The organism is Streptomyces sp. NPDC031670 (genome assembly GCF_055580545.1).
Map to the genome: position 1 here is coordinate 218,277 of NZ_JBVILC010000005.1, position 17,113 is coordinate 235,389.

Genomic DNA, 17,113 nt, shown 5'->3' on the forward strand with positions numbered 1-17,113 from the left:
TCAGCATCCGCCGACGGCGTCGGATCGCTCCCGTACCGCCCGCGAGCTGCGATGACGGGCCGCGATCGAATGATCACCAAGCGTTCGGCGACTGGCGTACTTAAGGCTGTCTTAAGGCCAGACTAATCCACCCGGAGGGTGTACGGCGGGCCGGCCGACCCGGGAGACGGTCAGAGGAACTTGGCCTTGCCGGGGCCCTCCTCGACGAAGCTGCGCATCCCGCGCTCACGGTCCTCGGTCGCGAACAGCCCGGCGAACCAGTTGCGTTCGACGGTGAGGCCGGTCTCGATGTCCGTCTCCAGACCCGCGTCGACACACTCCTTGGCGGCGCGCAGCGCGAGCGCCGGGCCCTGAGCCAGCTTCGCCGCCCAGGCGTGCGCCTCCTCGTACACCCGGTCCGCGGCGACCACCCGGTCCACCAGGCCCAGCGCCAGGGCCTCGTCCGCCTTGACCATCCGGCCGGTGAAGATGAGGTCCTTGGCCCGGGAGGGGCCGATCAGCCGGGACAGCCGCTGGGTGCCGCCCGCGCCCGGGATCAGCCCGAGCAGGATCTCGGGCTGGCCCAGCTTGGCGTTGTCGGCGGCGATACGCAGGTCGGCGCAGAGCGCCAGCTCGCAGCCGCCGCCGAGCGCGTACCCGGTGACGGCGGCGACGACGGGCTTGGGGATGCGCGCGACGGCCGTGAACGACTCCTGGAGGGCGCGGGAGCGGACCACCATGGCGGCGTGGTCCATCGCCTGCATCTCCTTGATGTCCGCGCCCGCCGCGAACACCTTCTCGCCGCCGTAGATCACCACGGCGCGTACGTCGTCGCGGCGGCCCGCCTCCTCGGCGAGCTCGCGCAGCCGGTCCTGGATCGCGATGTCCAGGGCGTTCATCGGGGGGCGGTCCAGGCGGAGGGTGCCGACGCCTTCGGAGACTTCGAGGGTCACAGTCATGGCAGCAGGTTAGTGGCCGTTAACGGCGACGGACCCGGTGCCGTTGGTCACAGCACCGGGTCCGTCGTGGTGGAGCGAGGGGGGATTACTTCGTCCACTCCGCCCAGGACATGTTCCAGCCGTTGAGGCCGTTGTCCGGCTGGATCTGCTTGTCCTTGGAGTTCTTCACGATGACCACGTCACCGATGAGCGAGCGGTCGTAGAACCAGGCCGCCGGGGTGGAGGAGTCGCCCGCGCCGCGCGCGTCGCGCAGACCCACGCAGCCGTGGCTGGTGTTGGTGTTGCCGAACACCGACGGGTCGCCCCAGTAGTTGCCGTGGATGAAGGTGCCCGAGCTGGACAGGCGCATCGCGTGCGGCACGTCCTTGATGTCGTACTCGCCGCCGAAGCCCACGGTGGCGCCGTTCATCCGGGTCACCTGGTACTTCTCACTGATCACCATCTGGCCGTTGTACGTGGTGTTCGCCGGGGAGCCCGCGCTGATCGGGATGGTGCGCAGGACCTTGTCGTCGCGCACGACCGTCATGGTGTGGGCGGCGGCGTCCACCGTGGAGACCTGCGAGCGGCCGACGGTGAACTTCACCGTACGGGTCTGCTTGCCGTAGACGCCGGGGCGGCCCTCGACGCCGTCGAGGTTGAACTTGACGGTGACCTTGGTGCCCGCCGCCCAGTACTTCTCGGGGCGGAAGTCCAGGCGGTCGTTGCCGAACCAGTGGCCCTCGACCGGCACCGACGGCTCGGCCGTCACCTTGATGGCCTTCTCGACGGCCTGCGGGTTGGTGATGCCGCGGCTGAAGTTGATGGACACCGGCATGCCGACGCCGACGGTGTCGCCGTCCTCGGGGGCGTAGGTGCCGATGAAGGTGTTCTTGGGGACGAGCGTGGTGAACGTGGTGTCCTTGGCGGACTCGCGGCCGTCCTCGTCCTTGGCGACGGCGTGCACCTTGTACTTGGTGGCGGAGGCGAGGTGCTGGTCCGGGGTCCAGGCGCTGCCGTCGGCGGAGATCTTCCCGGCGACCGCGTTGCCCTTGGTGTCCGCGACCGCCACGGCGGTCAGCTTGCCCTGGGAGGCGGAGACCTTCAGCGCGCCGCTGGTCGCCACGTCGGCGGAGCCGTCCTTGGGCGCCACGGTCACGACCGCGGCCGAGGCCTTGGTGTCCTCGGCGGCCTTGCCGGCACCGGCCTTGCCCTTGTTGTCCCCGCCGCCGGAGTCGTCGCCACCGCACGCCGAGACCAGCAGGAGCAGCGCCCCCAGCAGCAGAGCCAGCAGACCGGGCGTGCCGCGCCGCCGTGCCGCCCCTCTGGTCGGAGCCCCCGATATGTGCTGCCCGTTCACGCCAGTTCTCTCCCCTCGCACGGCCGGGATCACGCCACGGCCCGTACTGAAAAACACCCCCGCGCGCGTCCTCGCGCGCACACGATTGCCTAGGTAATCACACCGGACGCACACGCGACGCCACGCGTATGTCACCGTTCAGTCCCAATGGTCCTGTGCGTTCGCTGTGGCGACATCTCGACGTCACCGGGGGTGTGTACGGGCCGGAGCCGGCCGGCGGGAGAGGGGCCGGGGCGCCGGGCCGGCCGGGCACGGAGGGTCAGAGCGCCGAGCCCGCCCTCCACTTCGTCCAGCCCAGGTTCCAGCCACCGAGGCCGTTGTCGGGCGCGACCGTCCGGTCCCGGGAGTTGACGACCTCCACCACGTCCCCGATGAGCGTGCGGTCGAAGAACCAGCCCGCCGGGGTGTCGGGACTGCCGCCCTTCACATCGCGCAGGCCCACACAGCCGTGGCTGGTGTTGCTGGAGCCGAAGGTGCCGGAGGGGGCCCAGTAGTTGCCGTGCAGGAAGGTGCCGGAGGCGGTCAGCCGGATGGCGTGCGGCACGTCCGGGATGTCGTACTCCCCGCCGAAGCCGACCGTACGGCTGTTCATCCGCGTCACGTCGAACATGTCGGTGACCACCATCTTGCCGTTGTACGTGGGGTTCTTGGGCGACCCGGCCGAGACCGGGACCGTGCTGACCAACTCGCCGCCGCGGCGCACCTCCATGGTGTGCGTCTCGGCGTCCACCAGGGACTCCTGGTCGCGCCCGATGGTGAAGCCGATCCGCTTCTCCTGGACGCCGTACACCCCCGGGGCGCCGGGGACGTCGCGCAGCCGCATGTCCACGGTGACCCTGGTGCCCGGCCTCCAGTACTCCCGGGGCCGGAAGTCCAGCCGCTCCCTGCCGAACCAGTGGCCCACCACCTGCACCGGCGGGCGGGCGGTGACCCTGATGGCCCGTTCCACGGCCGCCCGGTCCGCGATCGGCTGGTTGAAGGTGAACGAGACGATCATGCCGACCCCGACCGTGGAGCGATTCTCCGGTTTGAAGTAGCCGATGAACCGGTGCTCGGGCACCAGCGTGGTGAAGCTGGTGTGCCGTGCCTGGCGGCGGCCGTGGCCGTCCAGCGCCACCGCGTCCACGGTGTACTTGGCGGCCAGCTCCAGCCGGCCCGCCGCCTGTCCGGTCGGCGCCCAGGAGAGCCCGTCGTCGCTGATACGGCCCGGCACCTCCTCGGGCTGCGCGTCCTCGGCCTTCATCACCCGGACCCGTTCCAGGCGCCCGCCGGGCACCCGCACCTCGATCCTCCCGTCCGCCTTGACGCCCTTGGCCCCGTCGTCCGGGGTCACCCGGATCACGTCGCGGGGCGAGGGCGCCTTGCCCGCCACGACGTCCTTGACCCCGTCGACGCCGCCGATATCGAGGTGGTCGCCGCTGCACCCGGCCGCCCCGGCCACCAGCGCGACTGCCAGTCCCACCCATGCCAGGGCGGTCGCGGTGCTCGCCCCTGCCCGCTTCAGTACGAATCTCACGACCGGTCAACGATCGCGCCCGCCCCGGGGAAACGTGAGTACGAGCCGGGTAACGGGAAGAACACCTGCGAGAACACGCGTGGAGGGCCGCGGCCGGGACGCCGCGCCCCTCCGGGCGCCGAGCCGCGGGAGGCCGAGGGGTGTCGAGCGCAGCCGAGCAGGAGGCGGAGCGGGGGGTGGGGCGACCGGCTCCGCACGACGAAGGGCACCGGGAAGCGAACGGGTACCGCGAGCGCCGGCCGGCCCCGACCGGTCCGCCGCCACCGGTCTGGCCCGGCACGCCGACCCCGCTGGGGGCCCGGTTCCGGGTGGGGCCGGACGGGGTGGCGGGCACCAACTTCGCGCTCTGGGCGGGCGGGGCGGAGGCGGTGGAGCTGTGTCTGTTCGACGCGGCGGGCACCGAGACCCGGCTCCCCCTGACCGAGCTCACCCATGAGATCTGGCACGGCTTCGTACCGGGCGTGCGGCCGGGCCGGCGGTACGGCTACCGGGTGCACGGCCGCTGGGACCCCTGGACCGGGGCCCGCTGGAACCCCTCGAAGCTGCTGCTCGACCCGTACGCGCGCGCGGTCGACGCGGCGGAGGGCAACGACTACGGCGCGCTGCCGCCACAGGTGTACGGGCACGTGCGGGACTGGCCGCAGCAGCAGGTGGCCGACACGGTCCGCGACGAACGGGACTCGGCGCCGTACGTCCCCAAGGGCGTCGTCGTCCATGACGACGACGACTGGGCCGACGACCGGCGCCCGAAGACGCCGTGGGCGGACTCCGTCATCTACGAGCTGCACGTGCGCGGCTTCACCCAGCGGCACCCGGGCGTCCCCGAGGAGCTGCGCGGGACGTACGCGGGTCTGGCGCACCCGGCGGCGCTCGACCACCTCACCGGCCTCGGGGTGACGGCGGTGGAGCTGCTGCCGGTGCACCAGTTCGCCCACGAGGACCATCTGCTGCGCCGCGGCCTGCGCAACTACTGGGGCTACAACTCGATCGGCTACTTCGCGCCGCACGCCGCCTACTCGGCGTCCGGCACGGCCGGCCAGCAGGTCGGCGAGTTCAAGCGGATGGTGCGGGCGCTGCACGCGGCGGGCATCGAGGTCATCCTCGACGTCGTCTACAACCACACCGCCGAGGCGGGCGAGCGCGGGCCGACCCTGTCGCTGCGCGGGATCGACAACAGGGGCTACTACCGCCTCCAGTCGGACGCGCGCCGGTACGCGGACTACACGGGCTGCGGCAACACCCTGCACGTGGTGCAGCCCCAGGTGCTGCGGCTGATCACGGACTCGCTGCGGTACTGGGTGACGGAGATGGGGGTGGACGGCTTCCGCTTCGACCTCGCGGCGGCGCTCGCCCGTTCGATGCACGACGTCGACATGCTCTCCCCGTTCCTGGCCGTCATCGCCCAGGACCCGGTGCTGCGCCGGGTGAAGCTGATCGCGGAGCCGTGGGACGTGGGGCGCGGCGGGTACCAGGTCGGGTCCTTCCCGCCGCTGTGGGCGGAGTGGAACGACCGCTACCGGGACGCGGTGCGGGACTTCTGGCGGGGCGCGCTGCCGGACGTACGCGATCTGGGCTACCGCCTGTCGGGGTCGAGCGACCTGTACGCCTGGGGCGGTCGCCGCCCGTACGCCTCGGTCAACTTCGTCACGGCGCACGACGGTTTCACCCTGCGCGACCTGGTGTCGTACGAGCGCAAGCACAACGAGGCGAACGGGGAGGGCAACCGGGACGGCACCGACGACAACCGGTCCTGGAACTGCGGGGTGGAGGGCGAGACGGACGACCCGGCGGTCAACGCGCTGCGCCGCCGCCAGCTCCGCAACCTCCTGACGACCCTGCTGGTCTCCACGGGGGTGCCGATGCTGGTGGCCGGGGACGAGATGGGGCGGACGCAGGGGGGCAACAACAACGCGTACTGCCAGGACGGGGAGGTGGGGTGGGTCGACTGGTCGCTGCTGGAGGAGCCGGGCCCACGCGGTCTGCTCGCCCTGGCCCGCCGCCTCCTCGCGCTGCGCCACCGCCACCCCGTGCTGCGCCGGCGCGCGTTCTTCTCGGGCCGGGCGCAGCGCGCGGACGGGCTGCGGGACCTGGCGTGGTTCACCGCGGGCGGGAAGGAGATGACGGAGCGGGACTGGTACGCGCCGACGGCCACGCTCGGGCTGTATCTGTCGGGCCGCGACATCCCCGGCCGCGACGCCCGGGGCGCGCCGGTGGTGGACGACAGCTTCCTGATCGTCCTGCACGCGGGCAGCCGCCCGACGGGGTTCGTGGTGCCGGGTCCCCCGTGGGGCGAGGGGTACGAGGTCCTGGTGGACACCGCGGCGGAGGAGCAGGCGCGGACGCCGGGGCGGGCGCACCGGGGCGGGGCGGAGGTGGTGGTGGGGGCGCGGTCGGTGCAGGTGCTGCGCGTGACGAGCTGAGGGTGTCCGCCCCGGCGGGCCGGGGGAGGCGGCTCAGCCCAGGATGCCGCGGTCGTAGCCGACGGCCACCGCCGCCGCCCGGTCCTTGACGTCGAGCTTGGCGTACACATGCGTCAGATGGGTCTTGACCGTCGCCTCGCTGATGAACAGCACCCGGGCGATCTCCCGGTTGGAGGTGCCCTGCGCCACCAGCCGCAGGACCTCGCGTTCGCGGGCGGACAGCGCCTCGTCGGGGCGCGCGGGGGTGCGGACCCGGGAGACCAGGCGGGACGCGACCGCCGGGGACAGGACCGTGCGGCCCGCCGCCGCGGCCCGTACCGCCGTGAACAGCTCCTCACGCGGCGCGTCCTTCAGCAGATAGCCCGTCGCGCCCGCCTCGATCGCGGGGAGCGTGTCCGAGTCCGTGTCGTAGGTGGTGAGGACGAGGACCTTGGCCCGCAGCCCGCGCCGCGTCAGCTCCGCGATCGCCGCCACTCCCCCGCCGCCCGGCATCCGCAGGTCCATCAGGACCACGTCCGGGTCCAGGCGCTCCGCCAGCTCCACCCCCCGGACGCCGTCGGGTGCCTCGCCGAGGACCTCGAAGCCCGGCGCGGAGGCGAACATGCCGCGCAGACCGTCCCGTACCACGGGATGGTCGTCGCAGATCAGCAGCGTGATCGGGGTCTCTTCAGCCATGGCGGACCAACGGTACGCCCGCCGACACCGCGGTGCCATGGCCGGGCTCGCTCTCCACCGTCACCGTGCCCGCGATCCGCTCGGCGCGGGTCCGCATCCCGTCGAGGCCGAAGCCGCCCGTGCCGGAGCGCGGCGGCAGGGCCGCGGGGTCGAAGCCGCGGCCGTCGTCGCGTACGTCGAGGGACACCTCGTCGCCCATGTAGGAGAGCGTCACGCCCACCCGGCCCGCCCGCGCGTGCCGCCCCGCGTTCGCCAGCGCCTCCTGGGCGATCCTCAGCAGGGTCGCCTCGATCTCCTCGTGCAGTGGCTCGGCCGTGCCGGTGACCGTGAACTCGGCCCGTACGCCCTGGCGTTCACCCCACTCCACCACCGTCTTCTTCAGCGCCTCGGGCAGTCCGTCGTGCTCCAGGGCCACGGGGCTGAGGTTCTGCACCGAGCGGCGCGCCTCGCCGAGGCTGGCGCGGGCGAGGGCCTGCGCGCTGGCCAGGTGTTCCCGTACCGCCGCCGGGTCCTGAGTGGCCGTCACCACCTGGAGCTGGGCGATGATCCCGGTCAGTCCCTGGGCGATGGTGTCGTGGATCTCGGCGGCCAGCCGGCGCCGCTCGTCGGCCACGCCCGCCTCGCGGGCCTGGACGAGGAGCTGGGCGTGGAGCGCCGCGTTCTCGTCGAGCGCCTGCTGGAGGCGGGAGTTGGCCCGCTCCAGCTCGGCGATGGTGACGGCCTGGACCCGGGCCCGCTCGTCCTCCTGGGCGGCCAGATGGTTGAAGACCGTGAACAGGACGACGTTGACGGCGAACAGCGCCGCGAAGACCACCCAGCCGGTGCCGCCGCGCGGCGGCAGGCCGCCGGCCTGCGAGCCCGCCATGGTGACGGCGGTGGCGCACAGGCCGACCCGCACCCAGCGGCGCGGCAGCAGCAGATCGGCCCCGAAGTAGCCGACGACCGCGTAGAAGGCGAAGAACGGGTTGAGCCAGGTGAGCGCGAAGCAGATCCCCCAGCGCACGAGGTAGTGGCAGGCGCTCGCGGCGGACGGGGCGGGGTGGCGCGGCCGGGCCCGGTCCCAGCCGATCTGGAGGACCAGGGCCACGCCGACCAGCACGGCCGCGGCCCATCGCTCCCGGGGACTCATGATCGAGCCGGCGGTGGCGGTCGAGGCCAGCGTGGCGAAGCCGAGCAGCCCGAACGGGCCCCAGCGGTGGAACAGCGCCCACCGCTCGTCGACCCGGGCCCGTACCGCGCTGCTCGCCATCGTCTCCGCCTCCCCGTCGTCCGTCGGCCCAGTGTCGTACACCCGCGGCTGTTCGGCCCGGGCCGCGCTCCGGCCCTCGCACCCGTCCACGGCGCCGTCGCTCCCGCCCTCGCTCCCGCCCTCACTCCCAGCGGAACCAGCGGACCGCGGCTCCGCAGAGCACCGCCGTCCACAGGGTGAGGACGCCCAGCTGCGTCCAGCCCGGCCAGTCGCCCGCCCCCGCCCGCGTCAGCGCCTGGGCCGCCGCCCCGAAGGGGAGGCTCTCCACGACGCGGGCAAGCACGTCCGGCATGGCCCGTACCGGCAGCCACAGCCCGGCGGTGAACATCATCGGGAAGAACAGCGCGGCACCGGCGGAGTTGGCCGCCTTCGCGGTCCGGGACAGCGCCGAGACCAGGGCGCCCAGGGAGAGCGCCGCCACCACCGACAGGGCGAGCGCGAGCAGGTATCCGAAGGCCTGGCGCGGCAGCGGTACGCCGAAGGCGAGCCGGCCCACCGCGAGCGAGAGCAGTACCGAGACCAGCGCGGCGGCGCCGTGCAGCGCCATCTGGCCGGCGAGCAGGGCGGCGGGCCGGACGGGTGTGGTGGACATCCGGCGCAGGATCCCGCGCTCGCGGTAGCCGGTGAGCACCGGCGGCATCGCCTGGAGTCCGGCCATCACCATCGCGAGGAGCACGCTGACCGGTACGTAGACGTCCACGGTCCGCAGCCCGCCCAGCGAGTCGGAGGGTTCGCGGAAGGAGGGGATGGAGCCGAGCGCGGTGAGGAGCAGGGTGGGGAACGCCATGATCCAGAAGATGCCGGCGGGTTCGCGGCGGAAGAGGCGCAGTTCGGCCCGCAGGACGGCGGCGGCCGGGGAGGGGGAGGCGGTCACGGCGGCGGGTGTGGTGATCGACATGGGTCACATGGCCTTTCCGTGCGGGGCGTCGGCGTTCTCGGTGCTCGTGGTCAGGCCCAGGAACGCGTCGTCCAGCGTCGCCTCGGTGATCCGGAGCTGGTGGGCGGTGATCCGGTGGCGGGCCAGCAGGGTCAGTACCGCGTTGACCGTGTCGTCGCTGCCGTGGACGGTGATCCGCGCGCCCTGCCGCTCCACCCCGCGGACCGGGGGCAGCGCGCGGAGCAGGTCCTCGTCGAGCGGGGCGGAGGGGGTGAACGAGACGGCCGTGGCGCCGCCCGCCCGGCCGATCAGCCCGGACGGGGTGTCCAGGGCGACCACCCGGCCCCGGTCGATGACCGCGATCCGGTCGCAGAGGCGCTGGGCCTCCTCCATGAAGTGGGTGACCAGCAGGACGGTGACCCCGCCGCGGCGGATGTCCTCGATGAGCTCCCAGGTGTCGCGGCGGGCGCGCGGGTCGAGGCCCGTGGTCAGCTCGTCCAGTACGACCACCCGGGGTCTGCCGATGAGCGCGAGCGCGATGAACAGGCGCTGCTTCTGGCCACCGGAGAGCTTGGCGAACCGCACCCCCAACCGGTCGCCGAGGCCCAGGCGTTCGGCCAGCGGGCGCCAGTCGGCCGGTGCCGGGTAGAACGCGGCGTACAGGTCGAGCGCCTCGCGGACGGTGAGCTTGGGCTGGAGCTCGCTCTCCTGGAGCTGGGCGCCGAGAATGCGGGTGACCTCGGCGTGGTCGGCGACGGGGTCGAACCCGGCGACCCGGACCGTGCCGCCGTCCGGGACGCGCAGGCCCTCGACGCACTCGACGGTCGTGGTCTTGCCCGCGCCGTTGGGGCCGAGGACGCCGAAGATCTCACCCTCCTCGACGGCGAAGGTGACGCCGTCGACGGCGGTGGCGCGGCCGTACGTCTTGCGCAGTGCGCTGACTTCGATGATGGGCATGGGGAAAGCGTCGCCCGGCGCGGGGACCGGCCACATCGCCCAACGCGCTCGGCCGCGCATCAACCGATCGGTTGATACCGGGTACGACCTCGGTCCCCGGTCAAAAAGCCGGTGGGCGTCGTGGGTTGTTGAGCTTAGGCTCGATGGTTGATGTCAGAGATACCCGAACTCCCCGCCGCGTCCCCGGACGCCCCCGCCGGCTCCTCCCCGCCGGCGTCCCCCGACACCCCCGCCGAGACCCGGTCGACGGTGCGTACGCTGCTCAGGCTCTGGCCTTACGTACGTCCCGTGCGGGCTCGGCTGTTCACCGCCGCGTTCGTCGCGGTCGTCGCCTCCTGCCTCGGTCTGGTGATCCCGCTCGTCCTGAAGTGGATCGTCGACGGCCCGGTGGGCGACGGCGACCCCGGCGGGGTCTGGCTGGGCGCGTTCGTCCTGCTGCTGCTCGGGGTGGCCGAGGCGCTCCTGTTCGGCCTGCGGCGGTGGCTGGTGGCGCGTCCGCTGGCCGGGGTGGAGGCGGCGATGCGGGCGGACCTCTACCGGCATGTGCAGCGGCTGCCGGTGTCCTTCCACGACCGGTGGCCCTCGGGCCAGTTGCTGTCGCGGGGGACGACCGATCTGAGCCTGGTACGGATGTTCCTGGCGTTCCCGCTGACCTTCCTGCTGGTCAACGGGGTCACCATTGTGGTCGGGTTCGTGATCCTGCTGTCGCAGGAGTGGACGCTGGGGCTGGTACTGATCCTCCCGGTGGTGCCGCTGGTGGCGCTCTGCTCGCTCTTCGAGACGCGGTACTCGCTGGCGGCGCGGCGGGCGCAGGACCAGGTGGGCGATCTGACGACGCTGGTCGAGGAGAGCGTGCTCGGCATCCGGATCATCAAGGGGTTCGGCCGCCACCGCGCCCAGGCGCGGGCGTTCGGGGAGCTGGCGCGGGGGCTGCGCGGCACCGAGCTGCACAAGGCACGACTGCTCGCGGCGCTGTGGGGTGTGATCACGGCGATCCCCGAGCTGGCGATCGGGGCGGCGCTGGTGCTGGGAACGGTACGGGTCGCCGACGGGGGGCTGTCGGCGGGGACGCTGGTGGCGTTCCTGTCCACGGCGCTGGCGCTGCGGTGGCCGGTGGACTCGATCGGCTTCCTGCTGGCGATGAGCCAGGAGGCGGGGACGGCGACGGAGCGGTACTTCGAGGTCCTGGACGAGCCGGTCCCCGCGGAGGGCGGGGCCGCTTCCGCCGAGGGCGGGGCCGCTTCTGCGGCGGGCGCGCGCCCCGGCCGCGAGCCGGTGGGGGCCGGCCGCGCGGTTCGCCGCACCCGACCGGGCCAGGACGGCCTCGGCATCCACTTCCACCACGTCTCCTTCCGCTACCCCGACGCGCCCCCGGACAGCCCGCCCCTCCTCACCGACATCGACCTGCACATCCGCAGCGGCGAGACCATGGCCGTGGTCGGCGGGACCGGATCGGGGAAGACCACCCTCACCGCCCTGGTACCGAGGCTGTACGAGGCGACGGGAGGGCGGATCACCCTCGACGGGGCCGACATCGCCGGGATGTCCCGCGACCACCTGCGCTCGCTCGTCGCCGTGGCCTTCGAGGAGCCGACCCTCTTCTCCGCCTCCGTGGGCGAGAACGTCCTCATGGGCGGCGGCGGACCGGAGGACCTCGACCGCGCGCTGGACGTCGCGCAGGCCGAATTCGTACGGGAGCTGCCGCACGGCGCCGACACACAGGTGGGCGAGCAGGGGCTCAGCCTCTCCGGCGGGCAGCGCCAGCGGCTCGCGCTCGCGCGCGCGGTCGTCGGGCGGCCCAGGTTCCTGGTCCTGGACGACCCGCTCTCCGCGCTCGACGTGCACACCGAGGCGCGCGTCGAGGCGGCCCTGCGCGAGGTGCTGCGCGAGACCACCGCGCTGGTCGTCGCGCACCGCCCGTCGACGGTGATGCTCGCCGACCGGGTCGCGCTGCTCTCCGCCGGCCGCGTCGCCGCCGTCGGCACCCATCAGGAACTGCTGCGGACCAACGCGGAGTACGCCTGGCTGATGTCCGGTACGGCGGACGAGGGGGACAAGCGATGACCACCACCATCGGAGCCGAGCGGCAGGCCGGACCGGAGGAGCCCGCGGAGCCGGACAAGAATCTGCCCCGGGCGGACCCCTTCGACCGCGACGCCCTCCCCTCCCCGCCCGGCGCCACCCGCGCCCTCCTGCTCGACCTGCTGCGGCCGATGCGCCGGCGCGTCGTCGTCACCGCGCTGCTCATCCTGTTGCAGCAGGCCGCAGTGCAGGCGGGCCCGCTGCTGGTGGCGTACGCCATCGACCGGGGCGTACCGGCCTTCCGGGCGCACGACTACGGTCCGCTGATCGTCGTCGGCTCCGGCTACCTCGTGTGCGCCCTGGGGGCCGGACTGCTCCAGTACGCGTTCATCAGCGCCTCCACCCGCGTCGGCCAGGACGTGCTGCTCGATCTGCGCGGACGGATCTTCCGGCACGCGCAGGCGCTGAGCGTGGACTTCCACGAGCGCTACACCTCGGGACGGCTCATCTCCCGCTCCACCTCCGACGTGGAGTCGCTGCGCGAACTCTTCAACGAGGGGCTCCAGGAGCTGATCGGTGTCGTGCTGTCCGCGGTGTACATCTGCGTGATGCTGCTCTGGCTGGACTGGGGCACCGGCGCGCTCGCGGTGGCCTCGTACGCGCCGCTGCACCTGCTGATCCGGCGCTACCGGCGCCGCGCGTCGGCGGCCTTCGACGCCCGCTCCACCGCCATCGCGGCCGTCATCGTCAAGTTCGCGGAGACCCTCAACGGCATCCGCCCGGTCCAGGCGTTCCGTCGCGAGCGCGCCAACGACGAGGAGTTCCAGCGGCTCAACCACCGGCACGAGCGCACCAACGGCGACGCGATCCTGGAGATGGCCCAGTACGTGGTGGGCTCGCGCCTGGTGGCCAACACGGCCGTCGCCGCGATGGTGCTGTGGGGCGCCTACCGGGTCGCGGACGGCACCCTGGCGCTCGGTGTGCTGGCGGCGGCCGTGCTGTATCTGCGGCGGCTGTACGACCCGATCGACCGGCTCGGGATGTTCCTCAACTCCTACGAGGCCGCCGTCTCCTCCCTCGGAAAGATCGCGGGGCTGCTCGCCCAGCGGCCGACCGTGCCCGAGCCCGAGCGGCCGGTGCCGCTGCCGCCGCGCCGGGGCGGGCTCCCGGGCCGCGAGGTGGTGTTCGAGGGCGTGAGCTTCTCGTACCGTACGGGCGGCGAGGTGCTGCCCCGGTTCGACCTGACGATCCCGGCCGGGCAGACCGTGGCCGTGGTCGGGACGACCGGCGCCGGCAAGTCCACCCTGGCCAAGCTCCTCGCCCGCTTCTACGACCCCTCCACCGGCTCTCCGACGGACCCCGGGCAGGGGGCACCCCGAGCGGGCCGCGTGCTGCTCGACGGCACGGACCTGCGCGACCTCGCCGTGCCCGAGCTGCGGCGCGGGGTCGTGATGGTCACCCAGGAGGCGTTCCTCTTCTCCGGGACGGTCGCCGACAACATCGCCATCGGCCGCCCCGAGGCGACCCGCGAGGAGATCGAACAGGCCGCCAAGGCGATCGGTGCGCACGACTTCATCGTCGGGCTGCCGGACGGCTACGACACGGATGTGCGCAAGCGCGGCGGGCGCATCTCGGCGGGCCAGCGCCAACTGGTGGCCTTCGCCCGCGCGCTGCTCGCGGACCCGGCGGTGCTGATCCTGGACGAGGCGACCTCGTCCCTGGACATCCCCGGCGAACGGGCGGTGCAGCGCGCGATGCACACCGTGCTGCACGGCCGTACCGCCGTCGTCATCGCCCACCGGCTGTCGACCGTGGAGATCGCGGACCGGGTGCTGGTGATGGACGGCGGCAGGATCGTCGAGGACGGCTCCCCCGCCGAACTCAGCGCGGGTACCGGCCGGTTCGCCGATCTGCACCGCGCCTGGCGCGAGAGCCTGGCATAGCCGAAAGGGGCGCGGCGGCGGAACCAGTTCGCCGCCGCGCCCGTCACACCTCATCGCCATACGCCTCCCACCGTCCGCCTGACGGACACCGGGCGGGGGCGGCGCGGGCCACCGCGAAGGCGCATTGCGGCCATTGTGCGCAGCGGCTCCCACGGCCCTTGCGGGCACTCTTCGCGCTGGTGGGGCGGGGCGCGTATCCGGACACTCCCGTCGATCGCGGCGCACCCGACTGCTCACTGGACACACGGTGTTGACAAAGGAAACGTCCGCTTAACGAACGCCATCTTTCGTACAACGAACGATTTCCGGCCATCTTCTTGACGCGCTCCTGACAGCGGCAGGCCACTCCTGGCACTCTCTCCACGATCCACGAATCACCGCTCCGCATGCTCCGCCCGGCCGGCCCTACCCAGCCGCCGGTACCCCCCTCGCAGAAGGAGTTCGCGTGAGATCCACGCACCGTCGTCGTGCCACCGCCACCGCCGCACTGCTCTCCGCAGCCGCCATGCTCACCGTCGGAGTCCAGGCCGGCAGCGCCAGCGCACGCCCCGACGACTCCGCGTCCGCAAGCGCCCTCAAGGCGCAGGCCGTACGCAACCCGGGCGCTCTGCCCGCCAAGCTCACGCCCTCACAGCGGGCCGAGCTCATACGCCAGGCCGGCGACAGGACGGCGGACACCGCCAAGACGCTCGGCCTCGGCGCCCAGGAGAAGCTCGTCGTCCGTGACGTGGTCAAGGACCAGAACGGCACGACGCACACGCGGTACGAGCGCACCTACGCCGGCCTGCCGGTCCTCGGCGGCGACCTCGTCGTCGACACGGCCGCGAGCGGCCGGACGCAGGGTGTCGCCAAGGCCTCCCGCGCCGAGCTGAAGAACATCGCCACCACCGCCAAGCAGGGCCCCGCCGGCGCACAGAAGCAGGCCCTCGCCGCCGCCGCGGACAAGGGCGCCAAGAAGGCCACCGCCGACCGCGCCCCGCGCAAGGTCGTCTGGATGGCCAAGGGCACGCCGACCCTCGCGTACGAGACGGTCGTCGGCGGGCTTCAGGAAGACGGCACGCCGAACCAGCTGCACGTCATCACGGACGCGGCGACCGGCGCCAAGCTGTACCAGTGGCAGGGCATCGAGACCGGTGTCGGCAACACCCACTACAGCGGCCAGGTCACCCTCGGCACCACGCAGTCGGGCTCCAGCTACACGCTGACCGACGGCGGACGCGGCGGCCACAAGACGTACAACCTGAACCACGGGTCCTCCGGCACCGGCACCCTCTTCTCGCAGTCCACCGACACCTGGGGCGACGGCACCAACTCCAACGCCGCCACCGCGGGCGCCGACGCCGCCTACGGCGCGGGCGAGACCTGGGACTTCTACAAGAACGTCTTCGGCCGCAGCGGCATCCGCGGCGACGGCGTCGGCGCGTACTCCCGCGTCCACTACGGCAACGCGTACGTCAACGCGTTCTGGGACGACAGCTGCTTCTGCATGACGTACGGCGACGGCTCGGGCAACAACGACCCGCTGACCTCGCTGGACGTGGCCGGCCACGAGATGACGCACGGCGTCACCTCCAACACGGCGGGCCTGGAGTACAGCGGTGAGTCCGGCGGCCTCAACGAGGCGACCTCGGACATCTTCGGCACCGCGGTGGAGTTCTACGCCAACAACTCGTCCGACGTCGGCGACTACCTCATCGGCGAGAAGATCAACATCAACGGCGACGGCACCCCGCTGCGCTACATGGACAAGCCGAGCAAGGACGGCGGCTCCAAGGACAGCTGGTACTCCGGCCTCGGCAACCTCGACGTCCACTACTCCTCGGGCCCCGCGAACCACTGGTTCTACCTGGCCTCCGAGGGCAGCGGCACCAAGGTCATCAACGGCGTGACCTACAACTCGCCGACCTCCGACGGCCTGCCGGTCACCGGCATCGGCCGCGACAAGGCCCAGTTGATCTGGTACAAGGCGCTCACCACCAAGTTCAACTCCACCACCGACTACGCGGGCGCCCGCGCGGGCACCATCGCCGCGGCGACCGAGCTGTACGGTGCGGGCAGCGCCGAGGTCAACAACATCACCGACGCCTGGGCGGCCATCGCGGTCGGCGCCCGGCACGGCGGCGACCCGGGCGGCGGCAAGGTCTTCGAGAACGGCACCAACGTCAACATCCCGGACTCCCCGGGAGCGGCGGTCACCTCGTCGGTCACCGTCTCCGGTGTCACGGGCAACGCGCCCAGCACCCTCAAGGTCGGCGTGAAGATCGTCCACACCTACATCGGCGACCTCCAGATCGACCTGGTGGCCCCCGACGGCTCGGTGTACTCCCTGAAGACCACGGGGACCGGCGGCTCGACGGCCAACCTCGACACCACGTACACCGTGAACGCCTCCTCGGAGGTCGCCAACGGCACCTGGAAGCTGAAGGTCCAGGACAAGGCGCGGTACGACACGGGCTACATCGACAACTTCAAGCTCACGTTCTGAGCCTTCGAGCTCTCCTCACGGTCAGGCGGCTGACTGGAACGTGAAAGGTGCCCGGACCCCCACACGGGGTCCGGGCACCGCTCGTTTTTCGCGAGCCGTTCAGTCCGCCGTCACAGGGTGATCTCCCGACGGCGCAGATCGAGCAGGTCGGGGTCCTGGCGGACCAGCTCCTGCTCGAACTCCGGCCAGCCCTTCTCCTTGACGAAAGCCGCCTCCGAGGGGCCGATCGGCACCAGCCACACCACGGAGACCGTGGTGCCGTTCTCCACGACGACCTCGGCGAAGTCGTCGTCGAAGTACACCGGAGAGGACGCGTACAGGGAGCTCAGGACACTGCCCGGCGCCAGCGGCATCGGCAGGGAGATCACGTCCCCGCGCAGAACCGCGTCGCCGCTGGTGACCAGGCGCTCCGACACGTACTCCAGGACTCCCGCGAACGGGCCGTACTCGTCACCCGCGAGCGGCCGGTTGCACCCCAGCAGTTCCAGGTGCTGATGACGGCCGGAGGTGCGGGACACCAGCGGTGTACTGAAGAGCCCGATGGTGGCGAAGGACTGGACGCCCTCCAGGGCACCCCCGGTGAAGTATCCGACCTGGGGGGTGCCCGGAGGGGACTGCTCGGCCGCCGACCACGACCCGGCCATCCGGCCGAGCCGTGCTTCCAAGTGGTTGACGAGAGCAGCCATGGCGATCAG

12 protein-coding genes are annotated in these 17,113 nt (G+C 72.4%); 4 read left to right on the plus strand and 8 right to left on the minus strand.

Going from position 1 to position 17,113, the window contains the following annotated elements; all coding sequences use genetic code 11:
* Positions 1–170: 170 nt before the first annotated feature.
* From ACZ5ID_RS12540 to ACZ5ID_RS12550, 3 genes are all read right to left on the minus strand, one after another.
* Positions 171–938 (minus strand): enoyl-CoA hydratase/isomerase family protein, encoded by a 768-nt coding sequence (locus ACZ5ID_RS12540; RefSeq protein ID WP_468896635.1) that lies wholly within the window; start codon positions 936–938, stop codon positions 171–173.
* A gap of 85 nt (positions 939–1,023) precedes the next feature.
* Positions 1,024–2,274: a L,D-transpeptidase gene (locus tag ACZ5ID_RS12545; protein ID WP_468896637.1), complete on the minus strand. Its 1,251-nt coding sequence runs from the start codon at positions 2,272–2,274 to the stop codon at positions 1,024–1,026.
* Positions 2,275–2,533: 259 nt separating this feature from the next.
* Positions 2,534–3,790, minus strand: a complete 1,257-nt coding sequence (locus ACZ5ID_RS12550; protein WP_468896640.1) for a L,D-transpeptidase — start codon at positions 3,788–3,790, stop codon at positions 2,534–2,536.
* A gap of 140 nt (positions 3,791–3,930) precedes the next feature.
* Here ACZ5ID_RS12550 and glgX point away from each other — a divergent pair, with 140 nt between their 5' ends.
* Positions 3,931–6,210 carry a glycogen debranching protein GlgX gene (gene glgX, locus ACZ5ID_RS12555; RefSeq protein WP_468896642.1) on the plus strand — a complete coding sequence of 760 codons (2,280 nt, stop codon included), beginning with the start codon at positions 3,931–3,933 and terminating at the stop codon, positions 6,208–6,210.
* 33 nt (positions 6,211–6,243) lie between these two features.
* On the opposite strand, the gene ACZ5ID_RS12560 is transcribed toward glgX, so the two are convergent.
* From ACZ5ID_RS12560 to ACZ5ID_RS12575, 4 genes are all read right to left on the minus strand, one after another.
* Positions 6,244–6,885: a response regulator gene (locus tag ACZ5ID_RS12560; protein ID WP_406556528.1), complete on the minus strand. Its 642-nt coding sequence runs from the start codon at positions 6,883–6,885 to the stop codon at positions 6,244–6,246.
* Complete coding sequence (locus ACZ5ID_RS12565) at positions 6,878–8,134, minus strand: sensor histidine kinase (RefSeq protein ID WP_468896934.1); 1,257 nt, start codon at positions 8,132–8,134, stop codon at positions 6,878–6,880. Before ACZ5ID_RS12565 ends, ACZ5ID_RS12560 begins: the two co-directional genes overlap by 8 nt.
* Positions 8,135–8,255: 121 nt before the next feature.
* Positions 8,256–9,032, minus strand: coding sequence for an ABC transporter permease (locus ACZ5ID_RS12570; RefSeq protein ID WP_468896645.1), 777 nt, complete (start codon positions 9,030–9,032; stop codon positions 8,256–8,258).
* A gap of 3 nt (positions 9,033–9,035) precedes the next feature.
* Complete coding sequence (locus ACZ5ID_RS12575) at positions 9,036–9,968, minus strand: ABC transporter ATP-binding protein (protein ID WP_468896648.1); 933 nt, start codon at positions 9,966–9,968, stop codon at positions 9,036–9,038.
* Positions 9,969–10,118: 150 nt separating this feature from the next.
* Between ACZ5ID_RS12575 and ACZ5ID_RS12580 the strand changes: the two genes are divergently transcribed.
* From ACZ5ID_RS12580 to ACZ5ID_RS12590, 3 genes are all read left to right on the plus strand, one after another.
* Positions 10,119–12,032 carry an ABC transporter ATP-binding protein gene (locus ACZ5ID_RS12580; RefSeq protein ID WP_468896651.1) on the plus strand — a complete coding sequence of 638 codons (1,914 nt, stop codon included), beginning with the start codon at positions 10,119–10,121 and terminating at the stop codon, positions 12,030–12,032.
* Positions 12,029–13,933 (plus strand): ABC transporter ATP-binding protein, encoded by a 1,905-nt coding sequence (locus ACZ5ID_RS12585; protein WP_468896654.1) that lies wholly within the window; start codon positions 12,029–12,031, stop codon positions 13,931–13,933. The genes ACZ5ID_RS12580 and ACZ5ID_RS12585 overlap by 4 nt, the downstream gene beginning before the upstream one ends.
* A 445-nt stretch (positions 13,934–14,378) precedes the next feature.
* Positions 14,379–16,418, plus strand: coding sequence for a M4 family metallopeptidase (locus ACZ5ID_RS12590; RefSeq protein ID WP_468896657.1), 2,040 nt, complete (start codon positions 14,379–14,381; stop codon positions 16,416–16,418).
* 110 nt (positions 16,419–16,528) lie between these two features.
* Here ACZ5ID_RS12590 and ACZ5ID_RS12595 read toward each other — a convergent pair whose 3' ends face one another.
* Positions 16,529–17,104, minus strand: coding sequence for a suppressor of fused domain protein (locus ACZ5ID_RS12595; RefSeq protein ID WP_468896660.1), 576 nt, complete (start codon positions 17,102–17,104; stop codon positions 16,529–16,531).
* Positions 17,105–17,113: the final 9 nt, after the last annotated feature.